General features: G+C 71.3%; 13 protein-coding genes and 1 pseudogene. 5 read left to right on the top strand and 9 right to left on the bottom strand.

From position 1 onward, the window contains the following. Positions 1-624: 624 nt before the first annotated feature. A complete protein-coding gene (locus tag HNR10_RS07105; RefSeq protein ID WP_312889143.1) occupies positions 625-1,287 on the top strand; it encodes a globin domain-containing protein in 663 nt (220 codons plus the stop codon). 53 nt (positions 1,288-1,340) lie between these two features. Further along, on the top strand, positions 1,341-1,997 hold the full coding sequence (locus tag HNR10_RS07100; RefSeq protein WP_179821809.1) for a pyridoxamine 5'-phosphate oxidase family protein: 657 nt from the start codon (positions 1,341-1,343) through the stop codon (positions 1,995-1,997). A gap of 15 nt (positions 1,998-2,012) precedes the next feature. Here HNR10_RS07100 and HNR10_RS07095 read toward each other — a convergent pair whose 3' ends face one another. The 4 genes from HNR10_RS07095 to HNR10_RS07080 all read right to left on the bottom strand — a co-directional run bounded on the left by HNR10_RS07095 (position 2,013) and on the right by HNR10_RS07080 (position 7,256). After that, entirely contained in the window at positions 2,013-4,355 is a 2,343-nt protein-coding gene (locus tag HNR10_RS07095) for a ComEC/Rec2 family competence protein (protein WP_179821807.1), read from the bottom strand. A gap of 7 nt (positions 4,356-4,362) precedes the next feature. Further along, positions 4,363-5,700: a ComEA family DNA-binding protein gene (locus tag HNR10_RS07090; protein WP_179821806.1), complete on the bottom strand. Its 1,338-nt coding sequence runs from the start codon at positions 5,698-5,700 to the stop codon at positions 4,363-4,365. A 124-nt stretch (positions 5,701-5,824) separates the two neighbouring features. Further along, on the bottom strand, positions 5,825-6,097 hold the full coding sequence (gene rpsT / locus HNR10_RS07085) for a 30S ribosomal protein S20 (protein WP_179821804.1): 273 nt from the start codon (positions 6,095-6,097) through the stop codon (positions 5,825-5,827). A 184-nt stretch (positions 6,098-6,281) separates the two neighbouring features. Next, complete coding sequence (locus HNR10_RS07080) at positions 6,282-7,256, bottom strand: hypothetical protein (RefSeq protein WP_179821802.1); 975 nt, start codon at positions 7,254-7,256, stop codon at positions 6,282-6,284. A 300-nt stretch (positions 7,257-7,556) separates the two neighbouring features. On the opposite strand from HNR10_RS07080, the pseudogene iscB reads away from it, so the two are divergent. Together iscB and lepA are read left to right on the top strand one after the other, a co-directional pair. Further along, positions 7,557-9,125, top strand: a pseudogene (gene iscB, locus HNR10_RS07075) (RNA-guided endonuclease IscB). Positions 9,126-9,166: 41 nt separating this feature from the next. Further along, positions 9,167-11,005 carry a translation elongation factor 4 gene (gene lepA / locus HNR10_RS07070; RefSeq protein WP_179821800.1) on the top strand — a complete coding sequence of 613 codons (1,839 nt, stop codon included), beginning with the start codon at positions 9,167-9,169 and terminating at the stop codon, positions 11,003-11,005. A gap of 307 nt (positions 11,006-11,312) precedes the next feature. On the opposite strand, the gene HNR10_RS07065 is transcribed toward lepA, so the two are convergent. The 5 genes from HNR10_RS07065 to HNR10_RS07045 all read right to left on the bottom strand — a co-directional run bounded on the left by HNR10_RS07065 (position 11,313) and on the right by HNR10_RS07045 (position 18,541). After that, entirely contained in the window at positions 11,313-12,218 is a 906-nt protein-coding gene (locus HNR10_RS07065) for a sugar ABC transporter permease (protein WP_179821798.1), read from the bottom strand. Further along, positions 12,218-13,768: an ABC transporter permease subunit gene (locus HNR10_RS07060; RefSeq protein ID WP_218898409.1), complete on the bottom strand. Its 1,551-nt coding sequence runs from the start codon at positions 13,766-13,768 to the stop codon at positions 12,218-12,220. The genes HNR10_RS07065 and HNR10_RS07060 overlap by 1 nt, the downstream gene beginning before the upstream one ends. A 116-nt stretch (positions 13,769-13,884) precedes the next feature. Then, the gene (locus HNR10_RS07055; RefSeq protein ID WP_179821794.1) at positions 13,885-15,132 is read right to left on the bottom strand and encodes a sugar ABC transporter substrate-binding protein; all 1,248 of its coding nucleotides are present in this window, start codon (positions 15,130-15,132) and stop codon (positions 13,885-13,887) included. 241 nt (positions 15,133-15,373) lie between these two features. Beyond that, positions 15,374-16,624, bottom strand: a complete 1,251-nt coding sequence (locus HNR10_RS07050; RefSeq protein WP_179821792.1) for a sugar ABC transporter substrate-binding protein — start codon at positions 16,622-16,624, stop codon at positions 15,374-15,376. Between the two features lie 306 nt (positions 16,625-16,930). Then, a complete protein-coding gene (locus HNR10_RS07045) occupies positions 16,931-18,541 on the bottom strand; it encodes a glycoside hydrolase family 13 protein (protein WP_179821790.1) in 1,611 nt (536 codons plus the stop codon). A gap of 96 nt (positions 18,542-18,637) precedes the next feature. On the opposite strand from HNR10_RS07045, the gene HNR10_RS07040 reads away from it, so the two are divergent. Beyond that, positions 18,638-19,768, top strand: a complete 1,131-nt coding sequence (locus tag HNR10_RS07040; RefSeq protein ID WP_179821789.1) for a LacI family DNA-binding transcriptional regulator — start codon at positions 18,638-18,640, stop codon at positions 19,766-19,768. Positions 19,769-19,783 lie beyond the last annotated feature (15 nt).

Here is a 19,783-nt window from a genome sequence, read left to right as displayed (position 1 = left end):
GTCGAGAAATGGTCCTGTGTCCTGTGTGAATGCGGGCGTCCGAATATGGTGCTTAAGTTACACGCCGGTAACTGTGTGTCCCGTAAGAACATCTGTTACAGTGCATCGCGAAATCGGCACATAGAGCGACGTATGCGTGCATACGCGCCCACAGCCTCCCCGACATGTGCTCCCAGGAGTCGCCCGCCGGCGAATCCTGGGGCCGGAAAAGGCCAGGCAGCGTTGAGGGAACTCGCATTCTCGATACTGTCGGACAGCCTCCGCATCCCTTCTCCTCGCCCCCGGGCACGCCCGCGTGCGACAGGTGACTCCAGCGGACTGTCGCCGTACAGCCAGAGACCGCACCCCGGACGAGGGGGCCGGACCGTCGCCGCCCCGTCGGAGTGAGCTCGCCGGGAGCCGTGGCGGTCTCCGGACCGCCGGCTCCACCAGAGCCCGAGGCATGAACCCGGCAGCGAAGACCTGAAGCCCGATCGGCCCTCGGTGGTCCGTCCAGGGGTGATCGCCCATGTCCGGACCTCCGCGCCGTGCCCCCACCGTGCTCCAGCGCTTCCCTCCGGTGCGTCCCCGCTACCCGAACACCTGGAACTGCCCTTGTCTCCCCGCCGCATCACCGAAGTCCCCTTGCCCGACGAGTCGGTCATCGAAGCGGTCCGCGCCTCGTGCGCGCGACTTCCCGCCGGATCCACCCGGCTGGCCGAGCGCTTCTACGAGAACCTCTTCGCCATGGCGCCCGACGTCCGCGCGATGTTCCCCGACGACCTGCGTCCGCAGCACAAGCGCATGGCCACGGCGCTCCTGGAGGTCGTCCAGCACCTCGACTCCCCGGACGACGTCGCCGGCTACCTCCAGGACCTGGGGGCGCAGCACCACAGGGAACTGCAGGTCAAGCCCGAGCACTACCCCTTCGTCGGGCGGTCCCTGGTCCGCGCGGTCAGCGAGATCTCGCCGACCTGGACGTCCTCCATGAGCTCGGCGTGGGTGCTGGTCTACGAGTGGATCACCGCCAACATGCTCGCCGGAGCGGAGCGGGCCGCCGAGCAGGCGAACCCCCGACGACGCGCGCCCGGCGCTCCGCAGCCCTCCCCAGGGGTCGCGCCCCCGGGGGCGCCCTCCCACGGGAATCCGCAGGCACCCGCGTACGGGAACCAGCAGGCGCCCGCGTACGGGAACCAGCAGGCACCCGCGCCTTCCGGTGCGCCCGCCCACGGGAACCCGCAGACGCCCGCGCCGCGGCACGCCTACGACGTCCCGGGCCGTGACCGGGCCTACCGCCCGTCGCCATGACCGGTCGGCCGACACCCCCATCCCGCCCCACGCCCCGCTGAAAGTACGTGCAGATGAGTGAGATCGACCAGAACCGCACACCGGGCACCACGGGCGAGCGCCATGTCCAGGCGGTGACGGGGACGGCCGCACGGGCCGACCGGTTCTACCAGGACCAGATGCTGGACCGGCTGAACCCGCGGATGCGAGAGTTCATCGCGCGGCAGGAGATGCTGTTCATCGCCACGTCGGACGGCAGGGGCGAGTGCGACTCCAGCTTCCGAGCCGGACCTCCCGGATTCGTGCACGTCGTCGACGACCTGACGCTGGTCTACCCCGAGTACCGCGGCAACGGTGTGTTCGCCAGCGCGGGGAACATCATGGAGAACCCGCACATCGGGCTGATGTTCCTCGACTTCGAGCGCGACCGCATCGGGCTCCACGTCAACGGCCGGGCCAAGCTCGTGGAGGACGAGCACCTGCGGCCCCGGATCCAGGGGCTGCCGCTGCCGGAGGTGCCCGGGCAGCGGGCGATGATGTGGACCATGATCCACGTCGAGGAGGCCTATATCCACTGCCGCAAGCACATCCCCCGCCTGCGCAAGGTCGGCCGGGACGAGGACTGGGGGACCGACGACACCCAGCGCAAGGGCGGCGACTTCTTCGGCGCCAAGGACACACCGTCCCCGTGGAGCACACCGCACGACCTCCTCTCGGGTTACTACAGGTAGGGGCGGACGGGCGGTTCACGGGGGCGGTCGCGGGCCGCGCGTGACCACCAGCGGGACACCGGACCCGGTCCCGTCGAGCACGGCCACGTCGCCGTCGCGGTCGGTGCGCAGGTTCACGCGCGTCGACCGGTCCAACCGGTTCCAGGTGGAGGCGGCCGGGTGGCCGTACGGATTGCCGGCGCCCACCGAGGTCACCGCGACCACGGCGTCGGTGGCGTCCAGGAACGCGGGATCCTGCGTCGCGGCGCCGTGGTGCGGTGTGGTGAGCACGGTCACCGCCAGCAGGCCCGCGTCCGGTCCAGTGACCAGGAATCTCTGCGCCTCCTCCTCGACGTCGCCGGTGAGCAGCACCGACAGCGCGGGACCGTCCGCCCGCGCCACCACCGAGGCGTTGTTCAACGTCCCGGCGTAGCCCGGTTCGGGCCACAGCACCCGGAACAGCCACGGGCCCACCCGCAGCGACTGGCCGCGCGCGGCGGCCAGGAGCTCGATCCCCTCCTCCTTCAGGAGCCGTCCCGTCCCGGAGTCCGCGAACCCCTCGGGTGCCAGCGCCGCGTGCACCCGGCGCTGGCGCAGCACGCCCGGCGTGCCGTCCACGTGGTCGGCGTGGTCGTGGCTGAGGATCAGCAGCGGAACCTCGCGCACGCCCAGCCGCCCCAGGCAGTCGTCGATCAGATCGGGTTCCTCCCCGGTGTCGGCCACCACCGCGGTGCCCGGACCCACCGACAGCACGAACGCGTCGCCCTGACCCACGTCGCACGCCACCAGTGCCCAGCCCGACGGCGGCCAGCCGCCTGGCAGGCAGCGGGCGGCCAGGCCCAGCACCAGCACGGCCACCACGCCCGCCGCGAACACGCGTCTGACCCGCCCGCGGGTGAGTAGCAGGACGACCACCAGCCCGGCCAGGAGCAGACCGCCGGCCACGTCCGACCGCCACGGCACCGCCCCGTAGGGAACTCGCGCGCCCACCTCGGCCACCGACGCGATCCAGGCCGCACCCCAACCGGGCGGGTACACCGCCAGCGCCGCACCGGCACCCCAGACCACACCGAGCACCGCCACCACGGCACCGCAGACGGTGACGACCGCGACCACCGGTGCCGCGAGCACGTTGGCCGGGACGGTCACCCACGACACCTCGCCCGACAACAGCACCACGACCGGCGCGACCGCCACGTGCGCCGCCGCCGCGACCGCACAGGCCTCGGCCAGCGGCAGCGGCAACCGACGCGACCACGACCTCGACCAGGTCGGCGCCAACAGCACGATCCCCGCCGTGGCCAGGACCGACAGCGCGAAACCGTACGAGTCGGCCAGCCCGGGCGCCACGAACAGCACACCGACCACGGTGACGTTCAGCGCGCCCAGTGCCGCGTGCGGCCGTCCGGCGGCCAGTGCCAGCAACCCCAGCGAGCCCATCACCGCGGCCCGGACCACACTGGGCTCCGGCCGGCAGACCAGCACGAACACCCAGATCATTACCGCGCCGCCCACCACCGACGCCCACGGGGGAGCCCGCACCAGGCGGGCCACCGCCAGCACGAAGCCCGTGAGAATCGCCAGATTGGCACCGGATACGGTCAACAAATGCGACATACCGGTCGCCCGGAAGTCGTCGGCGGTCTCCGGCCGCAGTTCGGACACGTCGCCGACGATCAACGCGGGCAGGAGTCCGCGTTCGGGCTGGTCCAGCTCGGCGGCGGCGCTGCGCAACCCGGCGCGCACGTCGCCCGCCCGGGCCTGGGCCCGGCTCGGCTCCGCCACATGATCCGGCGGACCGCGCACGAGCACGAGCGCGGCCGTCAGGGGATCGTCGGGAGCGGCCACGAAACGACCGCCGACGCGGAACTCCTGCCCGGGCAGGAGCCCGTCCCAGCTCTCGCCGGAGGCCAGGACCACCACCGGTGCCCGCGGCCCGCGCTCCCGGTCCGCGTCCTCCACCCACGAGGTGCGCGCCTGGACCACCCACTCCGCGCGACCGGGGCGCGGTGTCCCGGTCCGCGCCCGCGGATCCGCGGTCACGACCGCGGTGAACTCGACCGCGCGCCCGTGCGCGACCGCCTCCGCGGCGGCGCCGGCGGCGACCCGGTGCACGTGGACTCCCGTGACCGCCGCCACGGTCGCGGCACAGGCCAGCACGGCCGCGCCGGTCAGCGCGAGGACCTCCCAGGGCGGCCGGGCGAGCAGGTACACGCCGATCGCCGCACAGCCCGCGGCGGCGGCGAAGGACCACGACGCCCAGGGAGGCACCGCCAGCGCGGTCAGCGCCGTCAGCCATGCCGACACCGCCGGTGCCAGCAGGCGCAGGTCCGGCGGCCGGTCCCAGCCGTCGGCGTCCGTCCCGAGCCACGTCGTCACGGCCGGCTCACCCCACCGTGATCAGGGGCGAGATGTCCGCCAGAACCGCGTCGCCGATCTTGCTCACGTTGGTCAGGTCCTCGACCTGGACGAAGGGGCCGTGCTCCTCGCGGTAGTCGATGATGTTGTTCGCGATGACCTCACCGATGCCGGGCAGGGTCTCCAGCGTGGCGGCGTCGGCCTGGTTGACGTTCACGGGCGACCCGGCAGCGGTGTCCTCGGGTTCGGGCGGGCCCACGACGATCTGCTCGCCGTCCGTGAGCGGGCGCGCCAGGTTGAGCTCGCCGAGATCGGCGTCCGGCAGCGGTCCGCCCGCCGCGTCGACGGCGTCGGAGACCCGCGACCCGGGCCCGAGGGTGTAGAGCCCGGGGTCGGTGACGTCCCCGCTCACGTGCACGATCACCTCCCCGCCCGGAGCCGCGCTCGTCTCCGGAGCCGGTCCGGTGGCCGCCTGCACGGCCGTGTCCGGCTCGACCGTCTGCGGCCGGTCCCGCAGGGCCATGAGCGTCGCGCCCACGGCGAGCAGGCCGAGGACCACCAGCGCCAGGACGGCCCGCCGCGACAGCGCCGCGTGGGCGGTCCACCGCCGGGTCCAACGTTCCAGGAGGGTCTCGGAGGGATCGAACTCGGTGTACCCGGACGGCGGCCGTGTCGCGCCCCCGGATGCCCCGCGCCCGGCTCCCAGAGACGTCCGCGGCCCCGCGTCGGAGTCAGGGAGCGGAGAGTCGCGGTCCGGGGAGGTACGGACCGACCCGGCACCGCGTCGCGGTCGGGTCGGCGCGTCCGTCTCTGCCGGCGGTCGTTCGCGCTGCGTCGGGCCGGCCGGCGCCGGGGCGCTGCTCTGCCCGTGCGGCGGTGGGCCTGCGGGATCGACACCCTGGGGGCGTCCGGTGGCGCTCGTCGGTCGGCCGTGCCGGGACCGAGTCCCCGGTGCGTCGGCGCGTGCGCCGCCGGGGGAGTGCCCGCGCCAGACCCGCGCGGGGGCGTGGCCGTCGGCCCGCTGGACGGGCCGGGACCGGGCGTCGACACGGCCCTGAGCCGGGCGGAGGCGTTCCGTGGGGACGGCGTCCGGGTCGGGTTCGGCCCGGGGGACCAGGCGGGTGCGCTGGACGGTGGTCTCCAGGGCGTCCTCGTCCGCGGTGTCCACCGGCGGGCCGTAGGGCGCGTCGGTCGTGTCGAGCGCGTACGGCGCCCGGGGAATCGGCGGGGGCGGGGCGGCGCTCCCGGCGGGTCGGGGGACCCGGGCGTGCAGGCGCCGTGCGGCGGGGGAGTCCGACAGCCCGAGCGCGCGGAGCCGGTCCTGAGGGGCAGGGGAGTGTGGGCGCCGACGGCGGTGAAGGGTCATGAACGCAACGGTAAGGAAGCCTCAACGCTGTGTCATCAGATGATTTCCGCCTGTGGACAACTCCGCCGGACAAGAAGGAACCCGGCCCGGTGTCACCACCGGGCCGGGTCGCGAAAAGCCTGGATCAGGCAGCGGGCTGCAGCTCGTGCAGGCGCTTGGCGATCGCGGACTTGCGGTTCGCGGCCTGGTTCTTGTGGATGACGCCCTTGCTGTGCGCCTTGTCCAGCAGTCGCGCGGCGTCGCGCTGGGCGACGGTGGCCTTCTCGACGTCCCCGGCCTCGGCAGCCTCACGGAACTTGCGGATGGCCGTCTTCAGCTGGGAGCGCACCGCCTGGTTGCGGACACGAGCCTTCTCGTTCTGCTTGATGCGCTTCTTCTGCGACTTGATGTTCGCCATGCGAAAACGTGCTCCAGTTGATCAGATCTGCGCGTCGGTCGAACAGGCGGCGCATCTCACGGGCAGCCGTTCCGCGAGAGGCCGGCGTGGGCGCCGACGCTGGGTGTGAGAGACCACGGGATCCCCGTGGAAGTCCGAGACACGGACTTCCAGTATGCCCCACCCCGGCACCACTTCGCGCATCTCAGGTCGGCAGCCAGCCGGAGCGGTAGGCCGCGAGGTCGTCCGCGTCGGCCTCGTCGGCCACGTAGAACGCCACACCCAGTGTCATCGATTCCGGGGGCTCGGCGCCCGTCACGCCCAGACGCACCGCCGCCAGGGCCGTCTCCGGCGACTCGTGCTCCTCGCGCTCGCCCCAGTCAGGGCTGTCGTAGGTCGGCAGCCCGAACCGCACGGTCACCTCCTCGCGCGTCCCCAGCGCCGCCACGGCCTCGTTCACCTGCCGGACCATGAAGCCGCCGTACATCGCCTCGCCCGGCATCCCCGCGCCCACGCCCGGCAGGACGACCTCGTCCGCCTCCTCGGTCACCCGGTCCAGGTACCCCTTCGACCAGTACTTCTCCTCGCGCTGGACCACGAACGACGGCATCCGGCCGCCCGGCAGCAGCTCCACGTGCTGGGCCTGGACCGACAGCACCGGATCCCCGCCCAGCTCCTCGCGGACCATCGACACCAGGTCCGGCATCGACGGGTCGTTGACGGTCACCGGGCGCACCTCCAGGTGCACGCCCGCGAACCCGTCGCCCGCCACCTCCGCCGCCTGCCCGGCCAGCGTCTCCCGGGCGTCGGCCCCGAACCGGTCCTCGACCAGCGACGACCCCGTCCGCACGTGCCTCAGCCACGCCAGCGGGCGCACGTCCGGGTACTCGTCGGCCAGCCACGCGAGCAGCGCGTCGGTGTCCGCCACCCGTTCGATCCCGCCCTCGTCTCCGATGTCGCCCGCGTACACGTACACCGTGTCGACACCGCCGGTGTCCAGGATCGCGGCCAGGGCGTCGGTGTCCTCCCACGAGCCCACCCACGCGGCGTCGGCCCCCTGGGACACCGCCCACGGGGCGGGATCGCCCGAGTACTGGTAGGCGAGCAGTGCCCCGGCCCCCACCAGTACGACCGCGACCGCGGCCACACCCGCCAGCACCCGCGTCAACAGCCACTTCACCGGCTCACTCCTCCCACGGTCGCGGACACCGCACGTCGCGCCGCGACGGCCCGTTCCCGGCTTCGAGTCCGTGCCCATACTGCCGCACGGGCGGCGGCCGTTCCCGGAGAGGGCACCCCGCCTTCGTGGAATGATGGACGATGCCGTAGGCCTCGGCCATGGCGGGACGGCGCGAATCTCGCGCGTGACCCCGAACCCAACCTGTAACGGGATCCCCCGCCTGAGGGCGGGGCCTTCAGCTCTCGTGGTTGAAGGCCGCCGTTACCAGACCCAGCCGTCACCAATAAGGAGGTGACCTTGATGGCTACGTTGCGCACAGGACGGAAGACCCACCAGGCCTTGCTTCCTCAGCGGCCTGCTCTGGAATCCGCACCAGCAGACACCCGACGGATCTCGGACGAAACGGGGCGCGGACACCACACCCGTGTGGTACCCGGTGCGGAACATGGTCGAGGGGAGACCGGTGCCGTCTCACCTGGCGGTTCCGGCGTCACCCCCGAGCCCTGCGGGTCCGGGGAGTCGGGCCGTGAGGCCCACACCGTTGAGCAGATCCATCCGTTCGTGTTCGTCCTGGACAAGCACGGCACACCCTTGCAACCCTGCCCGCCCGCACGGGCTCGCCGGCTCCTCGTGAGGGGGCGCGCGGTCGTCCATCGCCACACCCCGTTCGTGATTCGGCTCAAGGACCGCACCGCGGCCGAATCCGAGGTCGACGGCGTCGAGATCGGCATCGACCCCGGCTCCAGGCACACCGGCATCGCCGTGTTCACCTAACTGGCTGGTGAACGCCGGGGCCGGTACGCGACCCAGCTCGACCACCGCGGCCAGACCATCCGAAAGAAGCTCGCCCAACGCGCCAACTACGGGCGGCGCCGCCGCTCAGCGAATCTGCGCTATCGCCCGCCCAGATTCGACAACCGAAGCCGTCCCCGAGGGTGGCTGGCGCCGAGTCTGCGGCACCGGGTGGAGACCACTGCCTCGTGGGCGGGTCGCCTGGCCCGCCTGGCGCCCGTCAGGGTGGCCCATGTGGAGAGGGCGGCGTTCGACACCCATGCGCTGTCCGCCGGGCGGCCGTTGGAAGGGGCCGCCTACCAGCAGGGGACGCTGCGCGGGTTCGAGGTGCGTGAGTACCTGCTGGCCAAGTTCGGTCGAACCTGCGTCTACTGCGGTGCCACTGACACGCCGCTGAACATCGACCACGTTCACCCCCGCTCCCGGGGCGGTTCGGACCGGGTCGCCAACCTGGTGCTGGCCTGTATCCCGTGCAACCAGGCCAAGGCCGACCGGCCGGTGGAAGAGTTCGTCACCGACCCGAAGACCCTGGCCATGATCAGGGCACAGGCCAAAGCACCCCTGCGGGACGCCGCCGCCGTCAACGCCACCCGGTGGGCGCTATGGCGCTCCCTGGACGAGCGACTGCCCACCCGTGTGGGTTCTGGCGGGCGCACCAAGTGGAACCGCACCCGCAACCGCCTGCCCAAGTCCCACACCCTGGACGCCCTCGCGGTCGGCAAGCTGGACACCATCACCGAGGCTGCGCGGACGGTCCTGTCCGTCGCTTGCACCGGGCGAGGGTCCTATGCCCGCACCACCCCGGACAAGCACGGCTTCCCCCGGCTTCGACGGTCCCGGTCCAAGCAGTACTTCGGCTTCGCCACCGGGGACCTGGTCCGAGCCCTGGTCCCAGTGGGCAAGAGGAAGGGCTCCCACAGTGGCCGCGTCCTGGTCCGGGCCAGGGGCAACTTCGACATCACCACCGCCCACGGCCGACAAGCTGGGATCAACCACAGGTACGTCCGCTTGCTCCAGCGAGTGGATGGCTACGCCTACACTCTCAGGAAGGAGATGGGCGTATCCTCCCCGGCCTGAGCCGGGGCTTCCATGCCCAAGGAACGAGTGAACGGAGCACGGTGGCACAGCCGAACTGGACCGATCCCGCGCTGATCCGCAACTTCTGCATCATCGCGCACATCGACCATGGCAAGTCGACGCTGGCCGACCGGATGCTCCAGATCACCGGGGTCGTCGAGGACCGACAGATGCGCGCCCAGTACCTGGACCGCATGGACATCGAGCGCGAGCGCGGCATCACCATCAAGTCGCAGGCCGTGCGCATCCCCTTCACCGCGCTCGACGACCGGACCTACACGCTCAACCTCATCGACACCCCCGGCCACGTGGACTTCACCTACGAGGTGTCGCGCTCCCTGGCCGCCTGCGAGGGTGCGATCCTGCTGGTCGACGCCGCGCAGGGCATCGAGGCGCAGACCCTCGCCAACCTGTACATGGCGCTGGACAACGACCTCACCATCATCCCGGTGCTCAACAAGATCGACCTCCCGGCCGCCCAGCCGGAGAAGTACGCCGAGGAGCTCGCCGGGATCATCGGCTGTGAGCCCTCCGACGTGCTCAAGGTCAGCGCCAAGACCGGCGAGGGCGTCGAGGACCTGCTCAACGAGATCGTCACGCAGATGACGCCGCCAGTCGGTGACGCCGACGCGCCCGCCCGCGCGATGATCTTCGACTCGGTCTACGACACCTACCGCGGCGTCGTGACCTACGTCCGCGTCATCGACGGCAAGCTCAGCCCGCGCGAGCGCATCCAGATGATGTCCACCAGGGCCTCCCACGAGATCCTGGAGATCGGCGTCAGCTCGCCCGAGCCCACCAAGTGCGGCGGCCTGGGCGTCGGCGAGGTCGGCTACATCATCACCGGCGTCAAGGACGTGCGCCAGTCCAAGGTCGGTGACACCATCACCGCCCTGAACCGGCCGGCCACGGACATGCTGGAGGGCTACCAGGAGCCCAAGCCCATGGTGTTCTCCGGCCTGTACCCGATCGAGGGCACCGACTACCCGGTCCTGCGCGACGCGCTGGAGAAGCTCCAGCTCAACGACGCCTCGCTGGTCTTCGAGCCGGAGACCTCCGCCGCCCTGGGCTTCGGCTTCCGCTGCGGCTTCCTGGGCCTGCTGCACCTGGAGATCACCCGGGCCCGCCTGGAGCGCGAGTTCAACCTCGACCTCATCTCCACCGCGCCCAACGTGATCTACCGGGTGGACATGGAGGACGGCACCGAGCACGTGGTGACCAACCCCAGCGAGTTCCCCGCCGGGAAGATCGCGTCCATCTACGAGCCGGTGGTCAAGGCCACGGTGCTCAGCCCCTCGGAGTTCATCGGCCAGATCATGGAGCTGTGCCAGGACCGGCGCGGGGAGCTGCACGGCATGGACTACCTGTCCGAGGACCGGGTGGAGATGCGCTACACGCTCCCCATGGCCGAGATCGTCTTCGACTTCTTCGACCACCTCAAGTCCCGCACCAAGGGCTACGCGTCCCTGGACTACGAGCCCAAGGGCGAGGTGGCGGCCGACCTGGTCAAGGTGGACATCCTGCTGCAGGGCGAGCCCGTGGACGCCTTCTCCGCCATCGTGCACAAGGAGAAGTCCTACGCCTACGGTGTGGCGATGACCAAGAAGCTGCGCGAGCTCATCCCGCGGCAGCAGTTCGAGGTGCCCGTCCAGGCCGCCATCGGTGCCCGGGTCATCGCCCGCGAGAACATCCGCGCCATCCGCAAGGACGTGCTCGCCAAGTGCTACGGCGGCGACATCAGCCGTAAGCGCAAGCTGCTGGAGAAGCAGAAGGAGGGCAAGAAGCGGATGAAGATGGTCGGCCGGGTCGAGGTACCCCAGGAGGCCTTCATCTCCGCGCTGTCCACCGATGGCGGCGGCGAGGACAAGAAGAAGAAGTAGTGGTTCGGGCGCCCTTGAGACGGGGCCTTCGCGCCTTCCGGTGCGCTCCCTCGTTCCCACACCGTCGCCCGCCACCACCCTCAACGGACGCCTGCGGCGCAATACTTCCTCGGGAGCGCACCTCCAGGCCCTCCAGGACCCGTCGGCGCCCTCACTGTGCTTGCTATGGGCCTCCGCTCGTTCCTCGCTTCGGCCCGGACAGACCCCCTGGGGCTAAGGCTCGCTGGATGGCCACCTCGACCCCCTCGGGCAGTCGAAGGAGGGGCTCCCCGCCGGGGGAGCCCCTCCATTCGTGTGCGGCCCGCGGTCAGCCCTTGACCGCTCCCGACGTCAGGCCCTCGGTGATGAAGCGCTGGAGGAACCAGAACACGATCAGCGTGGGCAGGGACAGCAGGATCGCGCCGACCGAGAACATCCCGAAGTTGGCGTTGCGGGAGGAGGCGACCACCTGGTACAGGCCCAGACCCAGGGTCTTGGCCTCGGTGTCGCGCAGGAACACGCTCGCCAGCAGGAACTCGTTGATGGTCGAGATGAACACCAGCAGGCCCACGATCGCCAGGACCGGGGTGACCAGCGGCAGCATGATCCGGAAGAAGACCTGGGCGTGTGTGGCCCCGTCCATCTGCGCCGACTCGTCCAGTTCCTTGGGCACGGTGTCGAAGAAGCCCTTCATCAACCACGTGTTGATGCTGAGCGCCCCGCCCAGATACACCAGCAGCAGGCCCCAGCGCGTGTCGAAGCCGATCACCGGGTAGTACTCCCCGATCGAGGAGAACATCAGGTAGATCGCGACGATCGCCAGGAACTGCGGGAACATCTGGATGACCAGCAGCCCGATCAGCCCCACCTTGCGGCCCTTGAACCGCATCCGGCTGAACGCGTAGGCGGCCAGCGCGGACAGCAGCACCGTCACGGCCGCGTTCGTGAGCGCGAAGAACAGCGAGTTCGCGTACCACGTCGTGAACGGCGTGTTCGAGAACAGATCCCTGGCGTTGTCCAGGCTCGCCCCCGTGGGCCACAGCTGCGAGCTGCTCAGCGTGCCGAGCGGGTTGAGCGCGGCCGAGACCACGAACATGACGGGGAAGAGCGCGAACGCCGCGACCACCCACATGACCACGTGGCGCCAGCCCAGGCGGGTGGCCCACAGGCTCAACCGTGTGCCCGCGCCGCGCCGGTAGCGCGTCGGCGCCGTCCGCACGGTGTCCACCGACATCAGTCCACCTCCTTGAGTGCCTTGCTCCGCCACAGGCTGGTCACCGAGATCACCGAGACGATCAGGAAGATCATCACCGACAGCGCCGCCGCGTAGCCGTACTGCGCGGTGGCCTCGTTGAACGCCAACCGGTAGGTGTAGGTGATCAGCAGGTCGGTCGCACCGGCCGTGGAGTTGTCGGAGAACAGCGGCCCGCCCCTGGTCAGCAGCCACACCGCGTTGAAGTTGTTGAAGTTGAAGGCGAACGTGGCGACCAGGATCGGCGTCATCGCCACCATCAGCAGCGGCAGGGTGACCTGCCGGAAGGCCTGCCACGGGTTGGCGCCGTCGATCTGCGCGGCCTGTCCGAGCTCACGCGGGATCGCCTGGAGCGCCCCCGTGGCCACGAGGAACATGTACGGGTACCCCAGCCAGACGTTGGCGAGGATGACCGCGGCCCGCGCGCCCCACACCGAGCCGAACCAGTCGATCCGCAGTCCGAGCACCTGGTTGATGACACCGAAGTCGGTGTTGAACATGTCCCGCCAGAGCAGGTACATGGCCAGGGAGCTCATCGCGTACGGCAGGACCACCAGGACCCGGTAGAAGACCTTGCCGCGCATCTTCGGCACGTGCAGTGTCAGGGCCACGGCGAGCCCGACCACGAACACCAGGCCGGTCACCGCCACGGCGAAGACGATGTTCCACAGCAGGATGCTGAAGAACGACGACGCGAACGCCGGGTCGAACAGGAAGCGCGCGAAGTTGTCGGCGCCCACGTTGACCTGCCACCCCTGGGGGAGGCGCTGGCCCTCGTCGTTGTAGAAGGCGCCGCGCTCGGCGTCGGCCGTGTAGACGTCACCGGTCTCGGTGTCGGTCACGCAGTCGCACGACTCGTCGTAGACCCGCAGCGCCCTGCCCTCGTAGGCGGTGGACAGCCCGCTGGAGCGGATGCCCGCGCCACTGCCCGTCGGTACCGCGAACTCCTCCAGCTCGCCGCTGCGCTCGTTGACCTCGGCCGGGGTGAGGATGGTGTAGCCGAACGCGTCGGTGACCTTGCCCGAGTCCTCGACGGTGGCGCCGGCGAGCTCGCTGAGCCCGTCCGCGTCGCCGACCTGGGTGTCGCCCTCGGCGTCGGTGAGGAGGAAGACCAGCTCACCGGTCTCCGGGTCGCCGACCGCGGCGACCGTCAGGGCGTACTCCTCGGAGTCGGCCGTCCGGGTCACGGACAGGGACTCCACGGCGGAGATCGCCTGTTCCTTGCTGCCCCGGTGACCGTCGCTCATGTTGGTCACCGAGGTGCTCATCGTGTAGAGCACCGGGAAGATCTGGAAGACCATCAGGAACAGCACACCGGGCACGAGGTACTTCGCGGGCACGGTGCGCTTGGACAGGTAGACGTAGTAGACCAGGCCCACCACGGCGACGACCAGCCCGATGCCGAGCCAGTTGCCCCCGATGTAGAGCGGGAGGACGGCCCACACGCCCAGGGCCGTGAACAGTCCCAGCAGGCCGATCTTGACGACCTGTCCGACCAGCGATCCCTCGCGTGCGAAGCGCCCGCCGGGCAGCGGTGAACGGGGGGAACCGCGCCCGAGGCGTCCGTTGAGGGTGGCGGGCGACGGGCGGGCGGTGGGGTGGGCGGGCGCCCCGTCCGGGGCGCCCGCGTTGTCGGAAGCCGCCACGCCTACTCGCCGATCTGCTCGGAGATGGTCTCGGCGGCGGCCTCCATGGCCTCACGGGGGTCCGCTCCGCCGATGATGTCGGCCTGGGCGACGCCCAGCGGCTGCCAGGTCTCGCCCATCTCCGGGATGGAGGGCATCGGGATGCCCTCGGCGCCGGCCTCGGCGATCGCGGCGATGTCGGGGTTCTCGGCCGAGACGCTCTCCAGGGCCTCGGTCTGGACGGGCGTGCGGGGGTCGATCTCGTACAGGCTGAGGATGAAGTCGGTGTCGGTGACGTAGTTGGTCACGAACTCCTCGGCCAGGGCGGAGTTCGCGCTGCCCTCGGTCACGAAGAACGACTGGTAGCCGATGTAGGGGCTGGCGGGGTCGCCGCCCTCGAAGCCGGGGAAGGGGCTGATCTCGTAGTCGACGCCGGCCTCCTGGGTGTCGGCCAGGTTCCACGGGCCGGCGACGAAGAAGGCGGTGTCACCGTCGTAGAACAGGGCCGCGTCGTTCTCCAGGCCGATGGAGCGGCGCAGGACGCCCTCGCCCTCCTCGCCGTACTCCGCGATCTTCTCCATGGCCTCGATGGACTCGTCGGTGCCCACGCCCAGGTCGGTGGGGTCCCACGTGCCGGTGTCGTCCTGGCCGAAGAGGTAGCCGCCGCCGGAGGTGTAGAGCAGGTTCATCCGGTAGGGGTCGCCCTCCTGGGTGACCGCCATGGACAGGACCTCCTCGACGTCGCCGGCGTCCTTGAGCTCGGTCCCGGTCTCGACGAGCTCCTCGAAGGTCTCGGGGGCGTCCGGGGCCAGCTCGGTGTTGCGCATCAGGAAGAGGTTCTCCTGCGAGTACGGGACACCGAAGAGCTGCCCGTCGAAGGACATGGCCTCCAGGGAGGTCTCGTCGAGCAGCGCGGCCCGGTCCTGGGGGAGCTCGATGGGCTGCACGGCCCCGTTGCGGACCAGGTTGCCCGTCCAGTCGTGCGCGCCGATGAAGATGTCGGGGGCGTTGCCCGCCTGGTGGGCGTTGAGGACGTCGCCCTGCATGTCCTCGAAGGCGACGGTGTCGACGCTGACGTCGATGCCGTTGGCCTCGGCGAACTCGTCGGCGGCGGCCTCGACGGCGTCGGCGCGCTCGGCGTCGGTCCAGATGGTCAGGCCGCCCTCGGCCGACCCGCCCTCGCTGTCACTGTCGCCGCCGCCGGTGCAGGCGGTCGCCATCAGGGCGATGGCGGCGATCCCCGTGATCGCCGGTGCGCTGCGGAATCTCATGGTGTCTTCCTTCCGGGAGGCCGGTGTGGAGAGGTGCGCATGCGGCTGGCCGGTGGCCCCGGGTCCGTCTCGAGCATGCGATTGATGTGACGTTAGCAATAACTTGCAAGCATTGAAAGTCTTTGCAGACTCTCGGGATAAAGATGTGGAAACGCCCAGGAAACAGATGGATGATGGTGGGCCGTACGTGGTCGGAGCGTGACACGAGGTGATCCGATCGGCTCGGTGTCACACGTTCGGCTCACTCCGCGAAACTCGCGGTGATCAGCTCCTCGGCCTCGGCGAGCTCCTCCGCGGGTTCCGCACCTGCGATGATGTCCGCGCCGGCCTGGCCGAACGGCCCCCACACCGCGTCCATCTCCGGGATCGCGGGCATGGGCAGCCCGTTTGCGCCGGCATTCTGAAACGCTTGCAGGTCCGGATCCTGCTCGGACAGCGTCTCCAGGGCGTCCACGAGCGCGGGCACCCGGGGATCGGCCTCGTAGAGGATCACGGAGAACTCCGGGTCGGCGACGAAGTCGGCCGCGAACGTGCGCGCCAGGTCCGGATCGGAGGCGCCCGCCGCCACGAAGAAGGCCTGCACGCCGATCAGCGGGCGGGCCGGAGCCCCGTCCGCGAACGGCGGCACGGGGCTGATCTCGTAGGGCACCCCGGCCTCCTTGACCGCCGACAGGCTCCACGGGCCGGTGACGAAGTACGGCGCCTCGCCCCCGGTGAACAGCTCCGTGGCGCGCTCCGCCGTCGTGTCCCGGGTGAGCACGCCCGAACCGGCCTCACCCAGCTCGGCGATCCGCTCGAAGGCGGCCACCGACTCCGGTGCCGCCACCCCCAGGTCCGTGGGGTCGGGATCGCCCGCGCCGTCCTCCCCGAAGAGGTAGCCGCCGGCGGAGGTGAACAGCGGGTGCATGTGGTAGGCGTCGCCCTCCTCGCCCACCTGCAGGCCGAGCACCCGCGAGGCCCGGCCGGCGTCGACCAGGTCCGCGCCGGTCTCCACCAGCTCCTCCACGGTCTCCGGCTCCGACGGGGCCAGGTCGGTGTTGCGGATCAGCGCCAGGTTCTCCGTGGCGTAGGGGACGCCGTACACGGCGCCGTCGTAGGTCACCGCGTCCAGGGCGCCGGGAGTGAAGGCCTCGGCCGACCGCGCGTCCAGGGTCACCGGCGCGACCGCCTCGGACTCGACCAGCTCGCCGGTCCAGTCGTGCGGACCGACCATGATGTCCGGGCCGAGCCCGTTGGCGTGGGCGCTCACGAAACTGGCGCGCAGCTCCTCGTGCTCGACGACGATCACCTCCACCTGTGCGTCCGACGTGCGCGAGTAGGCCTCGGCGAACGTCATCAGCGCCAGGGCGCGCTCGTCGTCGGCCCAGACCGTCAGGGTCGGGTCGAGCTCGGCGGCGTCGGTGCCGGGGTCCGAGCCGCAGGCGGTCAGGGTGACGGCCAGTCCGGCGGCGGCGCACGCGAGGCGCGTGCCCGGGGCTCTCAGGGGCCTCATGGCGTCCTCCAAGGGGGGATCGGCGGGGCCCCGGCCATGGCGGGCCGGGGCTCCGCTGGTGTGGGTGTGGGTGAGGGGCGCGGGGTCGCGCGGCGGACCGTGGTCCGGTCCGTGGACGGAGCAGCCGGCGGCCGGGGAGGGGGCGCCGGGTGCGGAGTGCCGCCGGGTGATCGGGATGCCGTGGCGGTCGGGTCGGCGTGCCGCCGGGACAGGACGGGCCGGGTCCGGGCGGCGCCGAGGAGTGCGGGATCGGCCGGGTGGGGCGCCGGGGCGGGACGGGCCCGCCCCGCCCGGCGCCCGGGCGCGTCAGACGCGCAGCCACACCGCCGTCTCGGCGGGCAGGGCCAGGGTGCCGTCGGAGGGAGCGGCCACGGGGCCGCTGGACAGCAGCACCTCGGAGTCCCCTTCCCCGACCGTGACGTCGGCGGGCTCGCCGGTGAGGTTCACCGCGCAGCGCACGCCGGGCTCGCGCTCGAAGTACAGCACGCCCTCGGGTGCGTCCAGCCAGGTCATCGCCCCGTCGCCGAGCGCGTCGAGCTCACGGCGCAGGCGCAGCGCACTGGTGTACAGCTCCAGGGTCGAGCCCTCCACGCCGCGCTGGGAGGCGCGGGACAGCCGACCCCAGCCCTCCGGCTGCGGCAGCCAGGGCGCGGTTCCCTCGGGTCCGAACCCGTAGGGCGCCGCCCCGTCCTCCCAGGGAAGGGGCACCCGGCAGCCGTCGCGGCCGCGGTCGGTGCGGCCGGACCGCTCCCACGTCGGGTCCTGGAGGGCGTCGTCGGGCAGGTCGGTGACCTCCGGCAGGCCCAGCTCCTCGCCCTGGTACATGTACACGGCGCCCGGCAGGGCCAGCATCAGCATCGTGGCCGCACGCGCGCGCCGCAGGCCCTGCTCGCCACCGCCGAAGCGCGTCACGTGGCGGGTGACGTCGTGGTTGGACAGGACCCAGCTCGTGGTCGCCCCGACCGCGCCGTTGGCGGTGAGGGACGAGTCGATGACCGCACGCAGGTGGCCCGCGTCCCAGGGCGAGGTCAGGTACTCGAAGTTGAAGGCCTGGTGCAGCTCGTCCGGCCGCAGGTAGCGGGCCACCCGCTCGGCGTCCTCGACCCACGCCTCGGCGACCATGGTGCGGTCGCCCGGGTAGCTCGCGGCGATGGCCGCCCAGCGGCGGTAGATGTCGTGCACGCCGTCCTGGTCGAAGTAGGGCAGGGACGTGCTGCCGTCCAGGAGGTCGGCCTTGGCGCCCTCGGCGATGTCGGGCAGTGCCGGGTCCTTGACCATGCCGTGCGCGACGTCGATGCGGAACCCGTCCACGCCGCGGTCCAGCCAGAAGCGCAGGACGTCGTCGAACTCGTCGTGGACCTCCTGGCTGGTCCAGTCGAAGTCCGGCTGCTCGGCGTCGAACAGGTGCAGGTACCACTGCTCGGGCGTGCCGTCCGGGCGCTTGAGCCGGGTCCAGGCCGGTCCGCCGAAGATCGAGTTCCAGTTGTTCGGCGGCTGCTCGCCGTCGGGGCCCTTACCGTCGCGGAAGATGTAGCGCGAGCGCGCCGGGCTGCCCGGCTCGGCCGCCACGGCCTCGCGGAACCAGCGGTGCGCCGACGAGGAGTGGTTGGGCACCACGTCGATGATCACGCGCAGGCCCAGCTCGTGCGCGGTCGCCAGGAGCGCGTCGAAGTCCGCCAGGGTGCCGAAGCGCGGGTCGACGTCCCGGTAGTCGGCGACGTCGTAGCCGCCGTCGGCGAGCGGGGAGACGTAGAACGGCGTCAGCCAGACCGCGTCCACGCCGAGTTCGGCCAGGTGCGGCAGGCGCTCGCGGATGCCGGCGAGGTCGCCCTCGCCGTCCCCGTTGGAGTCGGCGAAACTGCGGACGTAGATCTGGTAGATGGCCGCGTCGCGCCACCACTGCGACTTAAGCGCCATGTGCGGGGGTCCTTCCCTAGAGCGTCTGCAAGTTCTTGCGCAAGATTACCGCCAACTTACGTCCATGTGACGACCATCTCGACTAGAATCACCCGCATGGGTCCACGACTTGCCGACATCGCGCGGCACGCAGGCGTCAGCGAGGCGACGGTCTCGCGGGTGCTCAACGACAAACCCGGCGTCGGCAGCGACACGCGCAAGGCCGTGCTGACCGCGCTGGACGTCCTCGGCTACGAACGTCCCGCCCGGCTCCGGCAGCGCTCCGCCGGGCTGGTCGGCATGGTCATCCCCGAACTGGAGAACCCGGTCTTCCCGATGTTCGCCCAGGCGGCGGAGGGGGCGTTGGCCCAGCGCGGCTACACGCCGGTGCTGTGCACACAGACCCCCGGCGGGATAACCGAGGACGAGTACGTGGAGCTGCTCCTGGAGCGCAACGTCTCCGGCATCCTCTTCGTGTCCGGCCGCCACGCCGACACCTCCGCCTCCTACGAGCGGTACAACACGCTGGTCTCGCGGCGCCTGCCCATCGTGCTGGTCAACGGGTTCACCGAGGCGATCCCCGCCGCGTTCATCTCCTGTGACGACCGCGAGGCCGGCCGGCTGGCGGTCAACCACCTGGTCGCCCTCGGCCACACCCGCATCGGTTTCACGAGCGGCCCCGACCGCTACGTTCCGGTCCGGCGCAAGCTGGACGGGTACCACGCCGCCCTGGAGGCGCACGGACTGGACGGTCGCGACCTGGTGGAGCTGTCCCTGTTCGGTGTGGAGGGCGGGCACGCCGCGGCCACGCGCCTCATCGAGCGCGGCGTCACCGCCATGGTCTGCGGATCCGACATGATGGCGCTCGGCGCCATCCGGGCCGCCCGCCAGCGCGGCCTGCGCGTGCCGGAGGACTTCTCCGTGGTCGGCTACGACGACTCCCAGCTCATCGCGTTCACCGACCCTCCGCTGACGACCGTGCGCCAGCCGATCCAGGCGATGGCCCTGGCCGCCGTCCGGGCCCTGTGCGACGAGATCGCCGGGCACGCGGTCTCGCACACCGAGTACGTGTTCGACCCCGAGCTGGTCGTACGGGCCTCCACGGCCGCCGCCCCCAACGGGTACGCGGTCCCGGCCCCTCTCCCCGGTACCCGGCACGCCGCCCGGGACGGCTCCGCGCGCCCGGCCGCCGCCCAGGACGGCACGGCACGCCCGAGCGGCGACCCGATCGCCGGTCAGCGCGTCTGACACCCCGCCCCTGTT

The organism is Nocardiopsis aegyptia (genome assembly GCF_013410755.1).
In the GTDB taxonomy this organism is placed as follows: Bacteria; Actinomycetota; Actinomycetes; order Streptosporangiales; family Streptosporangiaceae; genus Nocardiopsis; species Nocardiopsis aegyptia.
The sequence above is the reverse complement of the archived record's forward strand: the minus strand, read 5'-3'. Positions and strand labels throughout refer to the sequence as shown.